The organism is Amycolatopsis sp. NPDC023774 (assembly GCF_040639695.1).
Lineage (GTDB): Bacteria > Actinomycetota > Actinomycetes > Mycobacteriales > Pseudonocardiaceae > Amycolatopsis.
In genome coordinates this window covers 1-20,699 of record NZ_JBFAAJ010000035.1, presented here as the reverse complement: position 1 = coordinate 20,699, position 20,699 = coordinate 1, and the positions used below count along the sequence as shown (strand labels likewise).

23 protein-coding genes and 1 pseudogene are annotated in these 20,699 nt (G+C 71.0%); 15 read left to right on the top strand and 9 right to left on the bottom strand.

Annotated elements, in window-relative coordinates; all coding sequences use genetic code 11:
* Nucleotides 1-23: 23 nt before the first annotated feature.
* Nucleotides 24-446 (bottom strand): SPW repeat protein, encoded by a 423-nt coding sequence (locus tag AB0F91_RS40125; RefSeq protein WP_360606549.1) that lies wholly within the window; start codon nt 444-446, stop codon nt 24-26.
* 167 nt (nt 447-613) lie between these two features.
* Here AB0F91_RS40125 and AB0F91_RS40120 point away from each other — a divergent pair, with 167 nt between their 5' ends.
* The 4 genes from AB0F91_RS40120 (at nt 614) to AB0F91_RS40105 (ending at nt 3,005) form a co-directional block, all read left to right on the top strand.
* The gene (locus tag AB0F91_RS40120) at nt 614-760 is read left to right on the top strand and encodes a hypothetical protein (RefSeq protein WP_360606547.1); all 147 of its coding nucleotides are present in this window, start codon (nt 614-616) and stop codon (nt 758-760) included.
* A gap of 325 nt (nt 761-1,085) precedes the next feature.
* Nucleotides 1,086-1,352, top strand: coding sequence for an ANTAR domain-containing protein (locus AB0F91_RS40115; protein WP_360606545.1), 267 nt, complete (start codon nt 1,086-1,088; stop codon nt 1,350-1,352).
* Nucleotides 1,353-1,558: 206 nt separating this feature from the next.
* Nucleotides 1,559-1,948 (top strand): hypothetical protein, encoded by a 390-nt coding sequence (locus AB0F91_RS40110; RefSeq protein ID WP_360606543.1) that lies wholly within the window; start codon nt 1,559-1,561, stop codon nt 1,946-1,948.
* A 316-nt stretch (nt 1,949-2,264) separates the two neighbouring features.
* Nucleotides 2,265-3,005: a GAF and ANTAR domain-containing protein gene (locus tag AB0F91_RS40105; RefSeq protein ID WP_360606541.1), complete on the top strand. Its 741-nt coding sequence runs from the start codon at nt 2,265-2,267 to the stop codon at nt 3,003-3,005.
* Nucleotides 3,006-3,389: 384 nt separating this feature from the next.
* Here AB0F91_RS40105 and AB0F91_RS40100 read toward each other — a convergent pair whose 3' ends face one another.
* Both AB0F91_RS40100 and AB0F91_RS40095 read right to left on the bottom strand, forming a co-directional pair.
* Nucleotides 3,390-3,680: a hypothetical protein gene (locus AB0F91_RS40100; RefSeq protein ID WP_360606539.1), complete on the bottom strand. Its 291-nt coding sequence runs from the start codon at nt 3,678-3,680 to the stop codon at nt 3,390-3,392.
* Between the two features lie 809 nt (nt 3,681-4,489).
* Nucleotides 4,490-5,287: an SDR family NAD(P)-dependent oxidoreductase gene (locus AB0F91_RS40095; RefSeq protein ID WP_360606537.1), complete on the bottom strand. Its 798-nt coding sequence runs from the start codon at nt 5,285-5,287 to the stop codon at nt 4,490-4,492.
* 247 nt (nt 5,288-5,534) lie between these two features.
* On the opposite strand from AB0F91_RS40095, the gene AB0F91_RS40090 reads away from it, so the two are divergent.
* Both AB0F91_RS40090 and AB0F91_RS40085 read left to right on the top strand, forming a co-directional pair.
* Nucleotides 5,535-6,671 (top strand): glutamate--cysteine ligase, encoded by a 1,137-nt coding sequence (locus AB0F91_RS40090; protein WP_360606535.1) that lies wholly within the window; start codon nt 5,535-5,537, stop codon nt 6,669-6,671.
* Between the two features lie 10 nt (nt 6,672-6,681).
* Nucleotides 6,682-7,677: an iron-containing redox enzyme family protein gene (locus tag AB0F91_RS40085; RefSeq protein ID WP_360606533.1), complete on the top strand. Its 996-nt coding sequence runs from the start codon at nt 6,682-6,684 to the stop codon at nt 7,675-7,677.
* On the opposite strand, the gene AB0F91_RS40080 is transcribed toward AB0F91_RS40085, so the two are convergent.
* From AB0F91_RS40080 to AB0F91_RS40070, 3 genes are all read right to left on the bottom strand, one after another.
* Nucleotides 7,662-7,877 carry a CDGSH iron-sulfur domain-containing protein gene (locus AB0F91_RS40080; RefSeq protein WP_360606531.1) on the bottom strand — a complete coding sequence of 72 codons (216 nt, stop codon included), beginning with the start codon at nt 7,875-7,877 and terminating at the stop codon, nt 7,662-7,664. The genes AB0F91_RS40085 and AB0F91_RS40080 overlap by 16 nt on opposite strands.
* Nucleotides 7,864-8,604 (bottom strand): methyltransferase, encoded by a 741-nt coding sequence (locus AB0F91_RS40075; protein ID WP_360606529.1) that lies wholly within the window; start codon nt 8,602-8,604, stop codon nt 7,864-7,866. The genes AB0F91_RS40080 and AB0F91_RS40075 overlap by 14 nt, the downstream gene beginning before the upstream one ends.
* A 309-nt stretch (nt 8,605-8,913) precedes the next feature.
* Nucleotides 8,914-10,272: a cytochrome P450 gene (locus tag AB0F91_RS40070; RefSeq protein ID WP_360606527.1), complete on the bottom strand. Its 1,359-nt coding sequence runs from the start codon at nt 10,270-10,272 to the stop codon at nt 8,914-8,916.
* Nucleotides 10,273-10,513: 241 nt separating this feature from the next.
* Between AB0F91_RS40070 and AB0F91_RS40065 the strand changes: the two genes are divergently transcribed.
* The gene (locus AB0F91_RS40065) at nt 10,514-11,080 is read left to right on the top strand and encodes a hemerythrin domain-containing protein (RefSeq protein ID WP_360606525.1); all 567 of its coding nucleotides are present in this window, start codon (nt 10,514-10,516) and stop codon (nt 11,078-11,080) included.
* A 205-nt stretch (nt 11,081-11,285) separates the two neighbouring features.
* Here AB0F91_RS40065 and AB0F91_RS40060 read toward each other — a convergent pair whose 3' ends face one another.
* The 3 genes from AB0F91_RS40060 to AB0F91_RS40050 are packed head-to-tail and all read right to left on the bottom strand — an operon-like array spanning nt 11,286 to nt 14,670.
* A complete protein-coding gene (locus tag AB0F91_RS40060) occupies nt 11,286-11,780 on the bottom strand; it encodes a DUF6098 family protein (RefSeq protein WP_360606523.1) in 495 nt (164 codons plus the stop codon).
* An 11-nt stretch (nt 11,781-11,791) separates the two neighbouring features.
* Nucleotides 11,792-12,271, bottom strand: a complete 480-nt coding sequence (locus tag AB0F91_RS40055; RefSeq protein WP_360606521.1) for a hypothetical protein — start codon at nt 12,269-12,271, stop codon at nt 11,792-11,794.
* The gene (locus AB0F91_RS40050) at nt 12,268-14,670 is read right to left on the bottom strand and encodes a molybdopterin-dependent oxidoreductase (protein WP_360606519.1); all 2,403 of its coding nucleotides are present in this window, start codon (nt 14,668-14,670) and stop codon (nt 12,268-12,270) included. The genes AB0F91_RS40055 and AB0F91_RS40050 overlap by 4 nt, the downstream gene beginning before the upstream one ends.
* A 91-nt stretch (nt 14,671-14,761) precedes the next feature.
* On the opposite strand from AB0F91_RS40050, the gene AB0F91_RS40045 reads away from it, so the two are divergent.
* From AB0F91_RS40045 to AB0F91_RS40010, 8 genes and pseudogenes are all read left to right on the top strand, one after another.
* Nucleotides 14,762-15,679 carry an alpha/beta hydrolase gene (locus AB0F91_RS40045; RefSeq protein ID WP_360606517.1) on the top strand — a complete coding sequence of 306 codons (918 nt, stop codon included), beginning with the start codon at nt 14,762-14,764 and terminating at the stop codon, nt 15,677-15,679.
* 120 nt (nt 15,680-15,799) lie between these two features.
* Nucleotides 15,800-16,174: a hypothetical protein gene (locus tag AB0F91_RS40040; protein WP_360606515.1), complete on the top strand. Its 375-nt coding sequence runs from the start codon at nt 15,800-15,802 to the stop codon at nt 16,172-16,174.
* A gap of 82 nt (nt 16,175-16,256) precedes the next feature.
* Complete coding sequence (locus AB0F91_RS40035) at nt 16,257-16,940, top strand: DUF6766 family protein (RefSeq protein WP_360606513.1); 684 nt, start codon at nt 16,257-16,259, stop codon at nt 16,938-16,940.
* A gap of 171 nt (nt 16,941-17,111) precedes the next feature.
* Entirely contained in the window at nt 17,112-17,582 is a 471-nt protein-coding gene (locus AB0F91_RS40030) for a MarR family transcriptional regulator (protein ID WP_360606511.1), read from the top strand.
* Nucleotides 17,583-17,585: 3 nt separating this feature from the next.
* Nucleotides 17,586-18,416, top strand: coding sequence for an EamA family transporter (locus tag AB0F91_RS40025; RefSeq protein ID WP_360606509.1), 831 nt, complete (start codon nt 17,586-17,588; stop codon nt 18,414-18,416).
* Between the two features lie 143 nt (nt 18,417-18,559).
* Nucleotides 18,560-19,009 (top strand): ANTAR domain-containing protein, encoded by a 450-nt coding sequence (locus AB0F91_RS40020; protein ID WP_360606507.1) that lies wholly within the window; start codon nt 18,560-18,562, stop codon nt 19,007-19,009.
* Nucleotides 19,010-19,897: 888 nt separating this feature from the next.
* A complete protein-coding gene (locus tag AB0F91_RS40015) occupies nt 19,898-20,509 on the top strand; it encodes a hypothetical protein (RefSeq protein WP_360606505.1) in 612 nt (203 codons plus the stop codon).
* Between the two features lie 8 nt (nt 20,510-20,517).
* Nucleotides 20,518-20,699, top strand: a pseudogene (locus AB0F91_RS40010) (cyclase); the annotation flags it as partial.

Sequence of the window (20,699 nt, the reverse complement as noted above, 5' to 3'; positions counted from 1 at the left end):
GACGCGTGCGCCGGAAAACGCGATCACCGGCCGGGCGCGAAGCTTCCGTACCGGCGCCTCAGTGCCACCGTCAGCGCGATCGCGCTGAAGATCGCCAGCAGGACCCCCGCCACGAGCGCGTTGGTCCGCAGCGCGTCGCGGTGCCCATCCGGCGGGTAGCCGAACGCGAACGGCGTGGCGATCAACCAGCACCCGATGACGAAGTTCACCACGCCGAGCCACCACAGCCGGCCCGGCACCGCGAGGCGGGCAAGCGCCACCACGGCGACGACCACACCACACACGAGGGTGTTCCAGAACCCCGCTTCGCCGGCGAGTGTGGCCGCCCAGGTGAACACGCAGGCGGCGACGATCAACCACACGCCGGTCAGCAGCTCGGCCGCCAGCGGCAGCCTGCTTTCTCGCAGCTTCTGGTCCTGGGCGCTGAGCGCCGAGGTCTTGGTCATGGCGTCACTCCTTTCAGCGCTGGTCTCGCGCGAATGCCCGGTGAGCGTCGAAAGAAACACGCGGTTCCACCCTCGTGCCACCGGGCAGGTTCCCGGGGCGAGAGGCGCCGGTACGGACCGCGACACGGGCGGCGCGTGGACTGGCGAAGCCGCTCGCCGGCGCGCGGATGGGTTCGACGGGTGCGCTGGTCGTCGGCGGCGACGTCAGCGTGGCCTGCACGCAGGTGGATCGAGGGCAGGCCTCGGCCATGGCGAGTGCCGCGGGGCTCGTGATCGGCGGCGCGAGAGACCTGGGCACGGTCCGCGCGAGGTGAACCGGGCGGCGGCGCAGGAGCCGAGGCAGCGCCGCGGGTGGAGGACACCTCGTCGCCTCGGCCTCGTCCACCGTGAGGCCCCGCGCGCCGTGCCACCCAGTCCGGAGGTCCAGTCTCCGCACAGTGAAGCGTCTAGTGCAGGTGCACTAGACGGTGCGGTAAATTTTCACATCCAGCTGCGGATGGACGGGAGGGTGATGATCATGTCCGTGGTCGAGTCCCACGATCACGAGCCGGCCCGTTCGGAGCCCGAGCACCGCCAGGCCCCGAGCAAGCACGCCCCGGCGACGACGCCGAGATCGCCGAGCTCGCGGAGGCCATCGCCGTGGAGAACGAGCAGCTGCGCCAAGCGCTGCGCAGCCGCGAGCTGATCGGACAGGCCACGGGTGTCCTGATGGGCCAGCGCCGGTGCCGACCGGAGACTGCCTTCACCCTGCTGGTGAACCTGTCGCAGGACACCAACACCAAGCTGCGCGACGTCGCCCGCGCCTTTCTGAACGAGTTCCTCGACACGCTGCCCGAGAACTCGCGGGACACTGCCCCCTCCCCGCGTGAACCGCAAGTACAACCGCGTTTCGAATCAAGAAACTGACCGCCACCGGGGCGCGGCGCCAACGGTCCGGCACGGTTCACCATTCGCAGCAGCGGGACAGCAGGGCCGCGTAAGTCGCGGCGACGTGGCCGTCGTGCCAGGCCCGGAACACGAGGAGGCTCCGGATCCGCAGTGCACGTCGTCGACCGCGCGATCGGCGTCTTCGATCTCCAGGTGCGGCCGAAGGGCCGGCCACGGCGCGGTCGGTGCCGGATCAGCGCCGGCGCGCCCGGCTTGAACGACTCCTCGCGGCCCAGCCGCCGCTGCAGTTGGTGCCGAGCACGACTGACCGGACTGCCGCGATGGCGTGGATGCGGCCGGAGGTCCGCGCCGTGGGCATCGAAGGAGCAAGCAAGCTCTTCAATGCGCGTCGTCGACGCCTCGGCGGCTGGCGTCACCGGGAGTCCGGAGCGGTCGGTCGAGGCCGTGCCGGCACGACACACTGGCCGCGCGGCCTGAGCGTGATCAGCGAGAACAAGCAGTCTGGCCACGGTCTCCGCCGCCGATCTCGGCGCGCACTGACCGATGACGGCGATCAATTCGCCCTGCGGGCGCTCGGGTACCAGCGCGCCGCGGTGGTTGATCGTGCTTCGTAACTGCTCGTCGATGAGAGGTTCCGCCCGCGTGGGAGGGCTGCGGAGTTACAGTGGTGGAAGCTGAGGTATTTCGCGCGTTCCGGTCCGGCGGTGCGCCGCCTTCGCGGCATACCGACCTTGCGCGAACGACGAAGGGCTTCGCCGCGGGGAGGATGCGGCGCGTATTCTCTTCGTCCAGCAGCGGGCCTCGAAGCACACACCCACGTCGGCACCGGTAATTCCCCGGCGGCCGTGATGGTACCCGGTTCGCTGCCGCACTGCTCCTCATACGTGTCCCGGCCCTCGTTCTTCGGCGTAGCCGACGGGAGAGCTGGTCATGGACAACATGCGGAACAACTCGTGGCCGATGGTCCTCGATGAGGTCACCGGGGCGCTGGAGAAGCTGATCGCGGCGCTCGACAACGTCGACGACTCCGCGCTCCTGCTGCACGAGGTGTGCGAGCAGGTGACCCGGGCGATACCCGGCGTCGACGAGGCCACCATCACCCTGATCACCGCCGATATGCCCACGACGGCCGCGACGACCAGCGAGACCGCGGCCGCCTTGGACCGCGACCAGTACGCCGTCGGTGACGGGCCCTGCCTGCAGGCCGCGCGCACCGGTGCCATGGTGCGGGTATCGATCGCCGACGCCGCCGAGTGCTGGCCGGTGTTCGCGAAGGACGCGGCCGAGGCCGGATTCGGCAGTTTCCTGTCCGCGCCACTGGTGGTCAGCGACAAACACGCCGGCGCGGTCAACTGCTACAGCACCCGCGACCACGGCTTCGCCGAACTCGACGAGAAACTGCTCGACCTCTACACCACCGCCGCCACCGCCGCGCTGCGCACCTACAACCGCTACCAGCACGCGCACGAGACCGCCGAGCAGCTCCGGACGGCACTGTCCAGCCGTGCGGTGATCGACCAGGCCAAAGGCATCCTCATGGCCCTGCGCCGGATTTCCGCGGACGAGGCGTTCAGCCTGCTCGTCGAACAGTCCCAGCGGGAGAACGTCAAACTGCGCGACTTTGCCGCTCGGTTCGTCACCCACGCCACCGGCGTGACACCCACGACGTGAACCGGCCCGTGCTCGCCGCTGCGTTCCGGCTACACGACGGCGAAGGAAACCCGCCCAGGGTCCGGAGGCCGCAGTGGCGGGGTGAAGCCTGGCTGCGGATGATCGCCGCCAGCCCGCCGGGCACATGCTGAACAGGCGGTGGGCGTCGACGGTACGACACCCGCCCCGCTTGTCTGCCGAAAAGGGAGCGCTACCCGAGCCGCTGGCTGGCCGTGCCCACGGCGCGGCGCCACCTGGCCGCGTCGAACGTGAAGGTCACCACCACCCCACCCGTCCCGAGGGCGAGCACAGCAGCTGCGGTCGGCCGCTGAGCGTCGACCGGCCGTCCGGCCCGATCAAGTGCGCCCGAATCCGGAGCGAGACGGGCCTGCACAGCGCCGGGCACTACTCGTGCGAACTGCCGTACGGCCGTTGCGAAGCGCCTTTGTAGCCCTCCGCGTCCTCACCCGGGTCCGGGCCGATTTCCTCACCCCGACGGGTCGTGCTGTCGCCGGCGCCGAACGGCGAGCCGGGCTCCATGTCCGTGTCCGAGAGCGTGCCGGTGGGTGAGTAGTCACGCTGGGGGTCGGGCTCGTGGTCCGGCTTTTCACGGGATTTCCTGGCGCCCTCGGCGGCGGCGCCGCCCTCGGTGCCGATGTCCTCGGCCCAGCCGTGCTGGTCTTCCTGGCCGGCCATGACGCGCTCCCTTCGGCCGGGATGGACGGCGGCCCGAGCGGGCCGTGTTCCGGACACGTACCCGGCCCGGAGGTAACCAAACGCCCGGCAATTTCAGGGCGGCGCAGCGACTTTGGCCGCTCCTTCCCCGCCCGCGGCCTGGGCGGTGCCGACAGGCGACCGGGCTCGGCACTGCAGCCGGCGGCTGCCGGGGCGCTTGACCCGCCTTTCTCCTCGCCGCTGCCCCTCTTCTGGTAACCCTTCGCGTCCACGGCGTGCGCTCCATCGTCAGCGTGGGTCGTGCCGAGTCCGGCTCGGGGCTCGAGGCCCCAGCCCGACCGGCACGGGCCCACCGGCGTGCTGCGGTGCTCCCGGCCGTGGCGGTGCTTCGGTCGGCGCGGTTGGCCTGGCAGGCGTTGACGGTGTGCCGATGGCGGACGAGCGGGCGGCGGCAATGCCGCCCCTCCGCGGTTCTCACCGGGAATTGCCGACATGTCGCCCCAAGTCCTCGCGCCGAAGACCGTCCAGGCCGGTGATCGACCTGGACGGTCAGCTCGTCGAGGCACCCGACGGCCACTGTGGCCGCCGGAGGGATCCCAGCAACACCTCGCCTCAGCATCGACGGGTACTGACCAGGTAGCTGGCGCTGGCCGCGGCGACCGGGTCGGGGGTTGCTGGCGACACGCTCCACAACACCGCCGACGCGCTGATGGGCATCGCGTTCCGGTTGGGATGCCGTGCGGGATGTTCCCGGTCGCACCGGCGATCACGATTCGCGCGCTCCAGGATGACCCGGGCGCCGTGCACGGAAACCCCGACCGGCATCTTGGTCACTCCTGCGCCGAACCCGGTTTCATCATCTTCCCCTGCTGCGCCGCCTTCGCCTCGTCCGGCAGCATCCGCGACGCGGCGGCGGTCACCTTGTTCTTGGCCCCGACCACGACCTTGTCGTCGCCCGCCATGAGCGCGGCGAACCCGGCTTCGGCGACGTCGGACGCGCTGTCCTTCTTGCCCGCGCCGATCTTCGTGTCCTCCATGTCCGCGCGTTCGAAGAACTCCGTGTCCGTGGCGCCGGGCAGCAGCGCCGTCACTGTCACGCCCTTGTCCTTCACCTCTGCTCGCAAGCCTTCGGAGAACGAGGTGAGGAACGCCTTGGACGCGGAGTAGACCACCTGATACGGCGCCGGCGCGGTCCCCGCGATCGACGATGTGAACAGCACCCGCCCGTGCCCGCGCTCCACCATGGCCGGCACCACGCGCTTGGCCAGGTGCACGGCCGAGCGCACGTTCAGGTCCACGACGGTCAACTGGTCGTCGAGGCGCGTGTCGCCGGCGAACTCGCCGTTGATGCCGACGCCCGCGTTGACGGCGAGCGCCTCGACCGGGCGGCCCGTGGCGGCAACGCGCTCGACGAGTTCCTCCACGCCTTCGGGGCGGGTGAGATCCGTTCGCACCTGCTCGACCGCCGCGCCGCAGGACCGGACCTGCTCGGCGGCCTGGGTCAGCTCATCGTCTTCAGCGGCGAGCACGACGTCGAAGTCGTGCTGGGCGAACTGCTTGGCCAGTTCGAGCCCGATCCCGCTCGACGCGCCGGTGACGACGGCCAGTGGCTTCTCCGCGGTGGTCATGCGTGTTCCTTTCTCGTGATCGCTTTCTGCTCGGGTACCCCTATCCCCGGCCGGGACAACAACGCATTTCCGCGTAAGCGCTTCACCGCGCGACGGCGGGCCTGTCGCCGCCCACCGCGCGACGAGGGGAGCCCGCAACCCGGCTGGCTCGTGCCGATCTCGCCGTGGCTCGACGTCGTGGTGCGAGAGGCCGGAGTCCGGCGCGCGATCCCGGTTCACCGCCGCCCAAACGGGTACCCGGGTCCTCATGGACGGGCCGGGGACGACGATCGGGGTGGAGGAGGAGTTCCTCCTCGTCAACCCGCGCACGGGCCGGACGACGCCGTGCGCGGACCGTGTGCTGGCGCGCTCCGGGCACCACGGTCCGTTGCCGGACGGCGCGATCGTGCAACGGGAGTTGCGTCCGACGCAGCTGGAGCTGGCCACCGGCGTCTGCACGAGTGCCGACGAACTCCGGGCCCAGCTGACCAGCGGGCGCCGGTTGCTCGCCGCGGCCGCGGCCGCCGAGGACTGCGCGCTTGTCGCGTCCGGCACGCCCGTGTCGCTGCCAGGCCGGGGGGCGCAGCCGGCACCGCAGGGCCGGTACGCGCAGATCCACGAGGCCTACGGCCCTCTCGCCGCCGACTACGAAGCCTGTGGCTGCCACGTGCACGTCGGCGTCGAAGACCCGGACACGGCCGTCGCGGTGGTGAATCACCTCGGTCCCTGGCTGCCGGTGCTGCTGGCGCTGTCGGCCAACTCGCCGTTCTCCGACGGCCGCGACACCGGCTACCACAGCTGGCGGATGGTGCTGCAGACCCGCTTCCCCGGTTCCGGTGTCGCGCCGTATTTCCGCAGCCACGCCGAGTACCAGAGCACAGTGGACGCTCTCGTGGCGTGCGGGGCGCTGGTCGACCGAAACCAGAGCTTCTGGCTCGCCCGGCCGTCACCACGGCTGCCGACCGTGGAATTACGCGTGGCCGACACCGCTGTGACCGTCGACGGCGCGGTACTGCAGGCCGTGCTATCCCGCGCCCTGGTGCGGACCGCGCTGGCCGACCTGGAGCGGGGAGTCGAAGGCCCGCGCCTGTCGCCGCAGGTGTCCGCCGCCGCCGTCTGGGCCGCCGCGCGCCACGGCCTCACCGGACTCCTGGTGGATCCCCGGCTCGAACGACAGCGCCCGGCCGCCGACCTCGTCGAAGACCTGCTCACGCACACCGCCGGCGCGCTCGAGGAAGCCGGCGACCGCGCCCTCGCCGGATCACTGGCCGGCCGCCTGCTCCTCGACGGCACGGGATCGGCCGCGCAGCGCGCGGCGGCGGCCGGCGGGCTGCGCGCCGTGGTGCGGCTGCTCGAGGAACGCACCGTGCCCGTCGCGGGGCATGAAGCGCTCGCCGCGGGGTAACCCTCCGGCCATGACGACTCTGCAGTCCGCCGTCCTCCCCGCGCCCCGTGGGCCGTTGTCGGCCGCCGTCTCCGCGGCCCTGTCCGCTGCCCCGCCCGGGCGCACCCTTCCGCTCGACGCGACCGCGGACGCCGACCCATTGGGCGACGACCTGCAGCTGGCCCTGCACCTGTGTTACGAGCTGCACTACCAAGGTCTGCCGGGCGTCGACGCCGGCTGGGAGTGGGACCCCGAGCTGCTGCGGCTGCGGGCTGCGCTGGAAGAGCGCTTCCTGAGCGCGTTGCGCACCGCAGTGCCCGGTGGCGACGACGTGGACGGCGAGTTCGCCGCGCTGCTGGTCGAGCCGATCGACGCCGCCGGTGTGTCCCACTACCTGCGTGACGAGGGCGAGTGGTGGCAGGTGCGAGAGCTGTTCGCCCACCGCTCGATCTACCACCTCAAGGAAGCCGATCCGCACGCGTGGGTCATCCCGAGGCTGCGGGGCCGCGCCAAGGCGGCGCTGGTGGCCGTGGAGTTCGACGAGTTCGGCGGCGGCCGCGCGGAGTACGTCCACGCGCGGCTGTTCGCCGACCTGCTGCGCGGCGCCGGGCTCCCCGACGGCTACCTGGCCCTGCTGGACCACGTGCCCGCGCCGATGCTGGCGATCGTCAACGCGATGTCGCTGTTCGGGCTCCACCGCGCGCTGCGGGGCGCGCTCGTCGGGCACTTCGCCGCTGCGGAGGTCACCACCGCACCCTCGGCGCAGCGCATGGTGCAGGCGCTGACCCGGCTCGGCGCGGCCGCGGAGTGCACATTCTTCTACGCCGAGCACATCGAGGCCGACGCGGTGCACGAACAGGTGATGCGCCACGACGTGGTCGGCGACCTGCTCGAGCAGGAACCGGCACTCGCGGCCGACGTGGTGTTCGGTGTGCAGGCCACGAACCACCTCGAGGACCGCCTCGGCGAGCACCTGCTGGGGTGCTGGCGCGCCGGACGGTCCTCGTTGCGTCAGCCGTTGGGTTGAGTCCGGACCCGCTTGCGGTGGCTGGTGTCGCACAGCGGGAAGCACTTGCTGCGCCGGCAGGTGCACACCGCCACGAGGAATCGATCGCAGCGCACCAGGTCGCCCTCGGGCGTCTGCAGCTCCACCGGTCCTTCGATCAGCAGCGGCCCACCCGGGACGACCCGCACCCGCCGGTGGTCCCGGCCCTCACCGGTCGGCACGGAGCACCACCAGTTCCTCTTCGCGCACCTGCGGGGCCACGAATCCGGACCGCTCGAGGAACTCCGTCCGTCCGGAAAGGACCGGTCCGAACGGGACCACCGCCCGGGCGACGATCCGCGGCCGCAGGCCCGCGGCGGTGAGCAGGTGGACCGAGCGGTCCACGCCGGACAACACCGACTGCACCAGCAACAGGAACCCGCCTGGCGCGACGAGCGTCGGGGCGCCTTCGCACAACGGGTCCAGCACCGCGCGTCCGTCGGCACCGGCGTCGCACCGGCGATCGGGCCGGGCCCGTTCCGGCGACACCGGCACGTACGGCGGATTGGTCACGACGACGTCGTAGGGACCCTCGGTCGCGGCGGCGAGCAGGCCGCCGCGGCGCACGCGCACCGGCAGCCCGCGCAGGGCCGCGTTCACCCGCGCCGACGCCAGCGCCCGCCGCGAAAGGTCCACGGCCAGCACGGATTCCGCCCCCGCCCGGGCGAGCGCGATGGCAAGCGCGCCCGTGCCGGTGCACAGGTCGAGCGCGCGGGCGCCGGCCGGCACCCCGGCCCGGCGCACGGCGGACGCCAGCAGGCACGTGTCGGCTTGCGGGCGGTAGACACCGGGCAGGCGGAGCAGACCGCGCGCGGGTAATGCCGACCCCGCGGGGAACGCGGGCAGCACCTCCCGCAGGGTCGCGGCGCCGGCGGTCTCGTCCGCTTCTTCCGCGGGTACGGTCGTCATGGTGGCCTCCTCGGCGTCGGGGTCACCGCCGATTACCCGGCGAACGAGCGGACAAACTTCGCGCTGTCGCCCCGAAACCAGGTTTCGACCACTGCGCCGGCGCAACCACCGGTGCCTGGCGGAGCTGCGTTACCGCTCTCGCTGCCGGTGAACACCGCACCGCCGGCGAACGCAGGGCTACCGGGTTTTACCGCAAGGTTGCGGCCGGCGCGAGCCCAGAGCCCACTGATCGTCGCCGGCGACCTGGCCGACCCGGCCATGGTGGGGTGCGCGCCGCTCGCCGGTGACACCGTGACGAGGCAGTTCGGGTCACCGCGCGACGACGTCGAAGCTCAGCCCGAAGTTGTCCAGCGTCAGGGGCAGTTGGCCTGGGGTCAGCGTGGCGCCGTGGAGGTGGAAGTCGTGGGCCTGCAGCAGGTTCGCGAGCAGCATCGACGTCGGGAACAACACCAGGTCGCGGCCCGGGCACGCCCCGGGGCCGGCGCTGAACGGGACGAGCGCGGGGTTGTCCGCCGCGCGCCCGTCGAGCCAGATGGCGGGCTCGAAGCGGTTCGCGTAGGGCAGCTGGTCGGGGTCGCGGTGGAAGTAGGGCGTGTAGATGAAGAACGTTGTGCGGTCGCGGCCCCATTCGGTGGCGGTGCGGCTTTCGCGCAGCAACGCCGGGGTGGTCGGCCAGAGCCGCACGGATTCGAGCACGCTCGCGCGCAGCGCTGGAAGCTGCTGCGGCTGGGTGAGGTCCAGACCGGCCAGCTCGTCGCGGACTTCGGCGAGGCGGTCTGGGTGCGTTGCCAGCAGGGCCAGGGTCCGGAAGGTGACCATCCCGGCCGCGTCGAACGCGAACAGCCAGTGCGGGAGCTGGCCGGGCGGGTCGGTCTCGCCGTTGTCCGGCACCGCGGCCAGCGCGGCCGCGAGACTCTCCGGTCGCGCGAGGCCGACCTGCCGCCGCACGAGATCGAGGAACCGCCGGCGCGTCTCTCCGCGGCGCGGATGCAGGTACGCCCAGTTGGCGTCGAGGCGCAGGCGTTCCAGCAGATCCGTCAGCTCGCGGTCCTCGGCGGTGTCGCCGCCGAGGACGACCCGGCGGACCGCCCTCCACCAATGCACGGTGAAGGTGTCCCAGTCGAGGGTGCGGTCGAGCATCGGGACGGCCAGCTCGTGGAGGACCCGTGCCCAGGGGCCGGCGAGTTCGTGGATCGCCCGCCCGGGCTCCAGCACGGCCTCGTTGACCTTCCGCCGCACGGCTCGCTCGTGGCCATCGGAGATCAGCACGCCGTGCGGCTGGAAGTGCCCGAGTGCGGCCGATTTCTCCGTGGTGTCGGGGCTGAACGGCGACGGCGTGCCGGCCAGCAGCACCCCGACCTCGTCCGGTGACAGCACTACCTCGACCGACCGGCCGGGCACCCGCAACCGCAGCGGACGCGCTCCGTAACGACGTCGTAGGCGGCGCAGCTCGTCCACGGCCGGCCGGTCCGCGCGCAGCTTCTGCGCGAGCCCCATGGCCCGCGGCCTGCGCTTGATGACGCCACCCGCGAGCGTCGGCAGCAGCACCTGGGCCGCAACCCGGAGGGTGTCCGCCACGCTCGCGCGCGCCGCCGGCTCCGGCGGCCCGGCGGCGTTCGTGAGCGCCTGGTCCGAGGGAATGGCTCGCGGTCCTTGTCGAGTCGCCATGTAAGAGGCTTACCCACTTCGCCGGAGGGGTGAACACAATCCCCGGTCCGGGCCGGCAGCGCCGCTGGGACCGCGCCGGCCGACCTGAGCGCCGCAAGCCCAGGATGGGGGCTGCTCCCGCTCGGTGAAATGGACCGACGCAGGCCGACGATCATGCCACCGCAGATCGTCCGCGGCTGAGCCGGTTGACCGGCGGAGTGGTGGGTACTCGGAGCGCTCCGGACTGGCCCGAAGGAGGCTCATGACCACCACCAAGCACGAAACCGACCTGATCACTGTGATCGTCGCCGACCACCACGCGGTAGAACGCGTGTTCACCGAGCTGGAATCGGGCGCGAAAGACCCCGAGCACCGCAAGGACCTCGTCGACCACGTCATCGCCGAACTCGTGCGGCACTCGGTCGCCGAGGAGCAGCACATGTACCCGGCCGCGCGCAAGCACCTCGACGGCGGCAACGAGCTCGCCGACCACGAGATCGAGGAGCACGCCGAGGCGGAGAAGGTGATGAAGGACCTCGCCCGCCTCGACCCCGGCGACGAGCAGTTCGAGCCCCTCCTGGCCGAGCTGATGAAGGACATCCGCCACCACGTCAAGGACGAGGAAGAGGACCTCCTGCCGAAGCTGCGCGCTGCCTGCGCGCCCGAGGAACTGCAGGACCTGGGGAAGAAGGTGCTGGCGGCCAAGGAACACGCACCGACTCGCCCGCACCCCGCCGCGCCCGACCGCCCGCCGGCCAACCTGGTGCTCGACCGCGGCGCCGCGTTCGTGGACAAGATCCGCGACGCGCTCACGGGGCGCGACACCTGACCCGGTCGGCCCCTGCGCCCCAGCCGCTGGTGAAGCGGCTGGGGCGCAGCCGTGTCGCGGGCCGGTGGTGAGCGCTCCCTGCAAGGCGGGAGCGGCTCGCTCGGCGGCGATGTCGGCAGTGTGCTCGCGCGGCGACGCCGCCGGAGGACATGCTGAAGCCGCGGTCCGAGCCACCGCGGCGCGACGCCCGGGCTCCGGGCTTCGGCTACGGACGCCGATCCATCGGCCCCCACTCACGAGATCCTTGTGCGTCGATGAGCGCACGGCCTTCGCGCAGCACGGTGTCCGCCACCCACGACAGTGGCTCGTCGCAGCGCACGAGCGGCTCGTTGTCCGGACCGCGTGCGAGTTCGGTTCCGCGCAGCACCCACGGGCGCACGCCGGGACCACGTAGATCGCGCAGGTGCTGGTAGTCGTAGAGCCGCCGCGCGAGCCATATCCGGACGGGACGGTCCTCCCACCACGACTCCTTGCGCAGCGGGTTGGCCGACAGGCCCGGCAGTGACACGCCGGTCAGGCTGTCCCGGCTCTGCTGCGCCCCCGACGGGTCGAGGTCGACGGTGGGGCCGTGCGACCAGCGGACGTACAGATCGTCGCCGCCGTCGGAGGTGAACAACGCGCACAGCTCATCGAGGCTGCGGACCGTGGGCAGGTCTCGCTGGCGCGGGTGGCCGGGCAGCGGCCTCCCGGGTCCGGTCATCGTCAGTCCGTTCAGCTGGTGAGGATTTGCGGGGACATGATCTTCAGCATGGCGTTGGTCCACTTCATCTGCCGCAACGTCTGCGGGTGGCAGCGGCTCGCCAGTTCGAGCAACTCCTGGTCTTTCGCGGCCTGCGCGCCCTGGGCGAGCAGTTCCCAGTCGAGCGACACACCGGCGGCCTTGCGGTGCAGCCTCCGCAGGTCGGCGAGCAGCAGCAACCCAGGCTCCGGACGACCGGCGCTCAGCCCTGCGAGAGTGGTCCGCAGCGGCGCCAGCGGTCCGGAGCCGGGGACATCCTCGTCGAGGTGGAGGCCGTAGCCGCGGGCGTGGCGAGCGAGTTCTCGTACGTGGTCGGCCGACCAGCCGGCCAGGTCCCGGGCGACGTGGTGCACTTCGTGTTCCACCTCGTGCCGGTCGGCGGTCTTGCGCAGATCACGCGCCAGGGACTTCTCGGCTCGGTGGAGTTCGCGCAATGCCAGGCCCAGCTTCATCGCGTCACCCCTGAAACGTCGTCTTCGTGGACGCTCGTGTGCGCCGGCGTGATCGTCGGCGCGGGCTGCTCCTCGCTGACCTTCCGCAGCGCGGCGGCCGCGACCTTGAACAACGGCTGTTTCGAAACGGGATCCCAGTCGGTGAAGGTCAGCTCGTTGGCCGCGCGGTCACCGTCCTTGCCCGCGGCGTGGTCGACGTCCCAGTAGCCGTAGTGGAACGGCAGGAACAGCACGCCCGGGCGGATGCCGCCGATGCGGACGTGAGCACGCACCGCGCCGCGCGGAGTCGACACTTCCGCCAGGTCTCCCTCGGAAAGCCCCGCCGCATTGGCGTCCACTTCGGACACTTCCAGCCACACCTGCGGGGCCGCGGCGTCCAGTTGCGGTACGCGCCCGGTTTTCGTCCGGGTGTGGAAGTGGTGGATGGTGCGGCCGTTGACCAGGAAGAACGGATGGCCCTCGTCCGGGACCTCATGCGGGGCGAAGTAGCCCGCGGCCTTGAGCATCGCCTTGCCGTCGGGGTTCATCGCCCGGTACTCCCCCGGCTCCACCGGGGCTCCGGTCACCAGGTCACGGCCGTAGCTCTCACAGTAGTCGGGGTCGGCGAAGAACTTCCCGTCGGTGTAGAGGCGCTCGGTGCCGTCGGGGTGCTCGTCGGTGCACGGCCACTGGACTCCACTGACTTCACGCAACTTGCGGTAGCTCAGACCGCTGTAGTCACACGGCCGCCCGGCCGAGGCGCGTTTCCAGGCTTCGAACGCCGACTCCGCGTCGGACCACGGCGGGAACGGTGCCCCGTCGGCGTCGCGCAGGTCCATCCGCCGGGCGTAGTCGAGGAAGATGTCGAGGTCCGCCCGCGCCTGCCCCGGCGGGTCGACGGCCTTCTCGGACAGGTGCACCGTGCGGTCGGCGTTGGTGAACGTGCCGGTCTTCTCACCCCAGACCGCCGCGGGCAGCACGACGTCGGCGAGTTCGGCGGTCTCGGTGCGGAAGGCGTCCTGCACCACGAGGAACAGCCGGTCCTGAGACAGGATCGAGCGAATCCGGTGCAGGTCGGGCAGGGAAACGGCCGGGTTGGTCGCCGAGACCCACAGGAATCGCAGGCTGCCGTTTTCCGCGTAGCGCAGCATCTGCATGAGGTGGGTCGGCGGCCCGTAATGCGGAATCCGGGTCACGTCGACGTTCCACAGCTTCGCGAGGTCGCGCACGTGCTCGTCGTTGGCCCAGTTGCGAAAGCCCGTCAGGTCGCCGTCGGCGCCGCACTCGCGGGTGTTCTCGGCCGTGGGCTGGCCGTTCATCTGCAGCACGCCGGCGCCCGGCTTGCCGAGCATCCCGCGCAGCAGGACGACGTTGTTCACCTGTACGGCGGCCGCCGCGGCCTGATGCGACTGGTAGAAGCCCTGCAGCACGGTGCACAACAGCCGTTCGGCAGTGCCGAGCAGCCGCCCTGCTTCACGGATCTGCGCAGCCTCGAGCCCGCAGATCTCCGCCACCCGCTCGGGCGGGTAATCCGCGACGGTCGCCGCCAAGTCGTCGTAGCCCACGGTGCAGCGCTCGACATACTCGCGATCGACCCACCTGTTCTCGACGATCTCGTGCAGCAGCCCGTTCATCAGCGCGACGTTGGTGCCCGGCAGCGGTGCGAGGTGCAGCGTCGCCGCGCGGGCGACCGGCGTCTCCCGCGGATCGACGCACAGCAGCTTCGGTGGCTCTCGCCCGGCAAGCCGATCGAGGATCCGCTCCCACAGCACCGCCTGGGTCTCGGCCATGTTGTGCCCGAACAAGGCGATGACGTCGGCGTGGTCGACGTCGGTGTAGGACGCGGGCTGACCATCGCAGCCGAGGGACTCCTTCAACGCCGCCGCCGCGGTCGCCGTGCACAGCCGGGTGTTGCCGTCGAGGTGGTTCGTGCCGATCCCGCCCCGCGCGACGGCGGCCAAGGTGTAGTACTCCTCGGCGAACAACTGTCCGCTGGTGTAGAAGCCCAGCGCGCCGGGCCCTTGCTCATCGAGCAGTTCCGTGCTGCGCCGCACGACGACGTCCATCGCCTCGTCCCAGTCCGCCTCCACGAGTTCACTGTGCCGGCGCACCAGCGGGTTCGTCAGGCGGTCGGGTGCGGAGTTGGCCTGCCAGCCGAAGAGGTCCTTGGGGTCCAGGCGCCCACGGTTCACGCGGTCGTCGGCACGACCGCGCACCCCGGCGATCCGGCCCCCCGCGACGGCGATGTCGAGCCCGTCACCGTTGGAGTGCAGCACCGCCGCACTCCTAGCCCACCGCTCGACATCCTCCGGGCGCACGCCCTCGGCAAGATGACTGTCCACGCGCACCGGCCACGGCCCACCCGGCCCGTACGGCGTCCGCGCTCCCCATGGCTCCTTGATCCCGTCCCGCTGTGGCACGGTCGCACCTCCTGATCTTCGCGTCCGAATACCCGAGCGGGCCTGCGGCAAACGCGATTGGCACGCCACCGCCGCGGGGTATCCCGGGAACATGGTCAGTGCGAAGGCACAGCTGTACATGGCGTACTTGCGCGCCACCCGGCAGAAACGGTTCTACGACGACGCCCGCACGCTGCACCACCGGCTGCACCGCCACCAGCGGCCGTCGATGGCCCGCCCGCCCCGGCAGGTGCGGCGCGCGTGCGCCGTCGAGCGGTGGGAGGCGCGCGGCCGGCCGTGCTGGACGCTGCGGCCTCGACGAGGAGCCACCTCAGATCTGCACGTGGTACACCTGCACGGTGGTGGCTACGTCGAAGAGATCGAATCCCACCACTGGCGCTACGCCGCCGACCTCGTCGCGCGCCTCGGCTGCGCCGTGACCCTGCCGATCTACCCACTGGTGCCCCGGCACGACCACACCGAGACGCTGCCCATGGTGTACGCCGCCTACGACCACATCGCCGACCACCACCCAGCCGAGCGCCTGGTGATCTCCGGAGACTCCGCAGGCGGCGCGCTCGCCCTGGCCATCGCCCAGAACCTCCGCGAGCAAGCCCGGCCGCAGCCGGCGCGCTTGCTGCTGTACTCACCCTGGCTCGACATCACGCTGGAGGACCCGATCTCCGTCGTCCTCGACGAACACGACCCCATGCTCGGCATCACCGGACTGCGCGAGGCCGGCCGCATGTACGCCGAAGGCGCCGACCCGCACGACCCCCGCATCAGCCCCCTGCACGCAGACCTCACCGGGCTGGGGCCCTTCAGCCTCTTCATCGGCACCCGCGACCTGCTCCTGCCCGACGCTCGCCGCTTCACCGCCCGCGCCCGTGACGCGGAAATCGACGTGGACTACGCCGAGTACCCCGGCATGTTCCACAACTGGCTCATGCAGACCATCCCGGAAGGTCGCGAAGCGATGAACCACGTCGAACGCATCCTCCGTCGCCCCACAGGCAAAAGCGGCGACTGAACGGGTCTTTCCGCCCCGATACCCGCTCTTCCGCAGCAGCAGGGGCGGCGAGCCCTCGGACGGGGACCGCGCCAATGGCCGGACGAGGTGTGAACCACGGACAAGCGGGTATCCCCAGGCGTGCAGAAGGTCATCGGCGTGGTCGCAGCGGCGCTGGTCTCGGTTGCCGCCTGTGGCGCTGCCGATGCCCCGGATGCTCAGGTTACCGCGCAGGGGTTCGTCACCGCGGCCGCCACGGGTGCCGCCGTCGAAGCCTGCGCGCTCCTCGCGCCACGCGCACGAGACGCGCTCGGCCCCGCCGGGTGTTCGCCGGTTCTCCCCGAGGTGCCGCACGCGCCCGTCGTCTCCGCGTCCGTCTGGGGTGATGAGGCACAGGCGCGCTCCGCTGCCGACACCCTGTTCCTGCACGAATTCCCCGACGGCTGGCGCATCACCGGCGCCGGATGCCACCTGCGCAACGAGCAGGTCTACGACTGCGCGATCGGTGGGCGATGAGGGCCCGCGCGGTGTTCGCCGCCTACCTCGTGCTCGTCCTCGCCGGACTGGCCTACTTCATCGTGCTCGGGGTGCTGGGTCGATGAACTGGCTGCGGACGCTGCTGCGCGACAACGGCCTCTCGCTCGCGTTCGGCGCGTTGTTCCTGCTCAGCCTGGCCGGCCAGGCGTGGTCCGGCCTCGTCGACTTCAACAACCAGCAGCTCGCCCACGGCGCCCAGACCGTCGGGCTCGGGGACTACCTCACCTCCTCCTCGTTCGCGGTCGACGTCGCCGAGAACTGGCAATCCGAATACCTGCAATTCTTCCTCTACGTCTTCGCCACCGTCTGGCTCGTGCAGCGCGGCTCGCCCGAGTCGAAGCCGCTGGACAAGATCGGCCCGGAGGACGACCGCGACCAGGTGCTGGGCCGCCACGTGCGCGTCGGCTCCCCACGCTGGGCCAGGGCGGGCGGCTGGCGCACGGCGGTGTTCTCCCGTTCCCTGGGCCTGGTCATGGGGACCATCTTCCTGCTGTCCTGGCTGGCCCAGTCGATCGCCGGCGTCAGCGCCTACAACGCCGAACAGCTCAGCGACTTCGGCGACCCGGTCGACTGGGGCGAATACCTGCTCTCGGCCGACTTCTGGAACCGCACCCTGCAGAACTGGCAATCGGAATTCCTCGCCATCGGCTGCATGGCCGTCTTCAGCGTCTACCTCCGCCAACGCGGCTCGCCCGAGTCGAAGCCCGTCGGCGCCGAACACCACGTCACCGACGAATCAGGCTGACTTCGACTGGACCTCCCGGCCTCAGCTTCGGAGTGCGGTGCCTCGAGCTACCCACCCCTCTCGTCCCCGGCCCTTCGAGCGAGGACTCGACTTGCGAGCCGACCGGAGGCGAGTTATGCATGAGTCATGCAAGCGAGAACGGCGAATCTGCTTGGCGCGGCAGCGCTGGCGGTGACCGACAGGGTGTTGACGGGCGCGCACCGTGCGGCAGGAGTCAGCGCCAGCGGCGCGGCCGCCCTGGTGGTCGCCTCAGCCGGCCCGGGGTTGAGCGTGACCGAGCTGGGCCGACGGGTGGGGCTGAGCCAGTCCGCGGCCGCCCGCATGGTCGACTCGCTGGAGCAGAGCAGACTGCTGGAACGACGCCCTCGGCAAGGCCGAGAGGTGACCGTGGAGCTCACCCCGGAGGGCCGGCGCGCGGCTCACACCGTGCTGGAGGCGCGCGGAGCTGGGCTGACCAGCTTGATCGAAGTGCTCAGCGAGCAAGAGCAGGACCAGTTCGCCGACCTGCTGGGCAAGCTGCTGGCCCGGCTGTACGACGACGTGGGCAGCGCCGAGCTGTTGTGCCGGCTGTGTGATCGGGCCGGCTGCACCCGCGGCACCGTGTGCCCGGTCGGCCAAGCCGAGCGCGACCGCGGGAGCTGACCCGTGGGCGCGCTGCTCGCCTTGGCCTCCGCGGTCTGCTACGGCCTGTCCGACTTCGTCGGCGGTCTCGTCTCACGCCGCGCGCCGTTCGCCGCAGTGGCACTGATCGGGCAGGCCGGCGGGCTGCTGCTCGCGCTGCTCGTCACGCCGATCCTGCCGGCCGGCGCCGTCACCGCCGCCGACCTGGGCTGGGGAGCGCTCTCCGGCGTGGGCACCGGGGCGGGCATGGCGTTCCTGTTCCGCGGCTTGGCCCGCGGCGCGATGAGCGTGGTCGTACCCACCAGCGCCGTCGCCGGTGTCGCGCTGCCGGTGCTGGCCGGCGTGGCCTTCCTCGGTGAACACCCACCACTGCGGACGTGGCTCGGCATCCTGATTGCCGTGCCGGCACTGTGGATGGCGTCCCGCACCCGCACCACCGCCGAATCGGCAGCCGGGCCGGCCGTGGACGGACTGATCGCGAGCGTCGGCATCGCCGTGCAGTACCTGGCCCTCGCGCAAGCCGAACCCGCGGCAGGTGCGTGGCCCGTCGTCGCCGGACGCGTCGCGGCCATCCTCACGGTCCTGCCGTGGACGACCTTTCCCCGCCTGCGTCTCCCCGCGCCGCGCCTCGCCCTTTCCGCCGCCCTGTCCGGAGCGGCCGCCGCGCTCGCGCTCCTGTGCTACCTGCTGGCCACCCGGCACCAGCTCGTGGTGATCGCCGTGGTCCTCTCGTCGCTGTACCCCGTGCTACCGGTCCTGCTCGGCATCATCGTGCTCCGTGAACGGCTGCGCACAGCACAGGCCTGCGGCCTCCTCGCCGCCGCAGCAGCCATCGCCCTGCTCACCACAACCTGACCCACCCCACCCATGGCACCGCAACCGGCGGCGAACCGAGACCAGCGGTTCCGGCGTCCGCACGAGTCCAGGCTCATTGCACCCCGCCGTCCGTTGAATCCAAGACCCCATCGTCATACATTTGATGGCGCTACCCTGTGTAGTTGCTTCTCGCCGAGACCCGCGAAGGAGTGATCAGGATGCAGTTCCCCGAATCGACCCACGTCGCCGACCGTCTGCTGCTTTCCCCGCCGCGTCACAGCCGGCGCAGCGCAGCCGGTAATGGGCAGCACGGCGAGAGCGATCTGGCGGAGCGCTACCGCGCCGCGCAAACCGAGCTCGAGCAGTTGCGGCAGGCGTTGGTGTCGCGGGCGCCGATCGAGCAGGCAAAGGGCATCCTGATGGCGCAGCGTGCGTGCCCGGCCGATGAAGCCTTCGAGATCCTTCGCACGCTGTCACAGGACACCAACGTCAAACTCCGCGACGTGGCCCGCAGCTTGATCGAGGAAGTCGTGCCCACTTCGCGCCGCGACAGCCCAGCCGACAGCGCCGGCGGCCAGCCGGCAGACTCCCGCCGGCCGCTTCTTGACCGACGGGAGCCGGACGCCCCGTGACCTCCGCCGAGGTGCCCGACCTCTGACTATCCGCTCGTGGTTCGCGCAAAACGCGAGTTCACGCTGGTCGGCCCGCCGGCGGGTCATTCGCGCGTGTGGCCGGCGGCACCGTGCGCACCCGCGGGCAAATCGACGATCAACGCGCACAGGAGAAGCGTGAATCCTCGAACAGCTGGTCGAGCAATGGTCGACGACGGTCCAGTCGAGGTTGCCGGGGACGGTGACCCTCGCGCGCTGCGCGGAAATGGGGCGCTCAGGAACGCTGTCACCTCTGGGTGGCGCCTCCTCGGCCACGCAGCCGCGCCCTCGGTCTTCTCCACGGCTGCCTCGGGCAGCATGCCGCGCAGCCGTGGGCCGAGGCGCCGCCCCGGCGATCGGGCCCCTCCTGCCCGGCGTAGGGCAAGTCAGGCCCGCGCCTCATCGGACTGTGCGAAGTGGGCCGCCTCGACGCCAGCCCCTGCGAACCTCATCCTCGGTCGCGTGTGGACCCTGCGTGGCAGCACCCGCGTTTGCTGGGCCAAACGGCGCATTTCCGTGCTGCGCCCGGTCGGCGGCAATTCTGCGCCATTTGCGAAACCGTCACACGGGCCGGTCAAATAACAGGTGGCATCAGTTCGTGCATCCTGCCGGCCACCGCGCAGGCCAGGCCTCATTTTGCGGAAAAGCTACTTGCCAGTACGTACTGAATGATCTTTGGAACCGCTTCCGTAAAACGTTCTATCCCTGCCCAACTGCTGCGGAAATTTGTTTTCCTTGATCGCGTTTCCACCCCCCTCGAATCGGGTAGCTGAGTTGGGTGACGCAGCCAAAATTCCTGTTCGCCTTTTTCGGGGGCGGCGTGCGGGTCGGTCGTATGGATCTCGCTACCGAAAGATTCAGGAGGAGTGAATGAACGCAAGAACGCGGATGGCACTCGGCGTCGCGGCCGGTTACATGCTGGGGCGCACGAAGAAGATGCGCCTGGCATTGATGATCGCGGCCGCCGGGGCTACCGGCCGATCCGGGGTGTCGCCGACGAAACTCGTCCAAAGTGGTCTCAAGCAGTTGAGTTCTTCAGCCGAGGTTGGGCAGTTGACGTCGCTGGCGCGCGACGAGCTGCTCAGTGCGGCGAAGTCCGCGGCGGTGACGGCGGCCAGCGGGAGGATCGAAGCGCTGAGTGAACGCCTCCAGGACGGCGGCGGGCTCACCCGCGGCAAGAATTCCCGTGGCAAAGCCGACGACGCGCCCGACGAAGAACCCGAAGACGAAGCCGAAGTCGTGGACGAGAACGAGGACGAAGACCAGGAGGAGCCGGAGTCCGAGCCCGAAAAGCCCCGGCGACGGCGTGGGTCGAGCCGCAAGGCGAGCGAAGGCGAAGACGAGGACCAGAGCGCCGAACGGCCTCCGCGGCGACGATCGTCGAGCCGGCGCTCGGCCGCCTCACCCGGGGACGACGACGAAGGTTCGAGCGGTACGCGCACCGCCACCCGGCGTTCGCCCGTCCGCCGGGCGCGGAGGTGACGGCCGTGGTGACGAAGACCTTGAAGAACACCGGCAAGGTGACGGACACAGCAGGCAAAGCGACCGGCAAGGCCACCGGCGCCGCCTCGAAGGCGACCGGTGGTGACACGAGTGAGCTGACCGATGCCCTGCGTGGGCTGGGGCAGGCGGCGGTGGGCCGAGCAACGGGTGCGCTGACGAACAAGATGTC

Coding starts and splice junctions, on each gene's coding strand:
- AB0F91_RS40125 (WP_360606549.1), bottom strand. CDS start 446: ATGACCAAGACCTCGGCGCTCAGCGCCCAGGACCAGAAGCTGCGAGAA.
- AB0F91_RS40120 (WP_360606547.1), top strand. CDS start 614: ATGGGTTCGACGGGTGCGCTGGTCGTCGGCGGCGACGTCAGCGTGGCC.
- AB0F91_RS40105 (WP_360606541.1), top strand. CDS start 2,265: ATGGACAACATGCGGAACAACTCGTGGCCGATGGTCCTCGATGAGGTC.
- AB0F91_RS40100 (WP_360606539.1), bottom strand. CDS start 3,680: ATGGCCGGCCAGGAAGACCAGCACGGCTGGGCCGAGGACATCGGCACC.
- AB0F91_RS40095 (WP_360606537.1), bottom strand. CDS start 5,287: ATGACCACCGCGGAGAAGCCACTGGCCGTCGTCACCGGCGCGTCGAGC.
- AB0F91_RS40090 (WP_360606535.1), top strand. CDS start 5,535: ATGGACGGGCCGGGGACGACGATCGGGGTGGAGGAGGAGTTCCTCCTC.
- AB0F91_RS40085 (WP_360606533.1), top strand. CDS start 6,682: ATGACGACTCTGCAGTCCGCCGTCCTCCCCGCGCCCCGTGGGCCGTTG.
- AB0F91_RS40075 (WP_360606529.1), bottom strand. CDS start 8,604: ATGACGACCGTACCCGCGGAAGAAGCGGACGAGACCGCCGGCGCCGCG.
- AB0F91_RS40070 (WP_360606527.1), bottom strand. CDS start 10,272: ATGGCGACTCGACAAGGACCGCGAGCCATTCCCTCGGACCAGGCGCTC.
- AB0F91_RS40065 (WP_360606525.1), top strand. CDS start 10,514: ATGACCACCACCAAGCACGAAACCGACCTGATCACTGTGATCGTCGCC.
- AB0F91_RS40060 (WP_360606523.1), bottom strand. CDS start 11,780: ATGACCGGACCCGGGAGGCCGCTGCCCGGCCACCCGCGCCAGCGAGAC.
- AB0F91_RS40055 (WP_360606521.1), bottom strand. CDS start 12,271: ATGAAGCTGGGCCTGGCATTGCGCGAACTCCACCGAGCCGAGAAGTCC.
- AB0F91_RS40045 (WP_360606517.1), top strand. CDS start 14,762: ATGGTCAGTGCGAAGGCACAGCTGTACATGGCGTACTTGCGCGCCACC.
- AB0F91_RS40035 (WP_360606513.1), top strand. CDS start 16,257: ATGAACTGGCTGCGGACGCTGCTGCGCGACAACGGCCTCTCGCTCGCG.
- AB0F91_RS40015 (WP_360606505.1), top strand. CDS start 19,898: ATGAACGCAAGAACGCGGATGGCACTCGGCGTCGCGGCCGGTTACATG.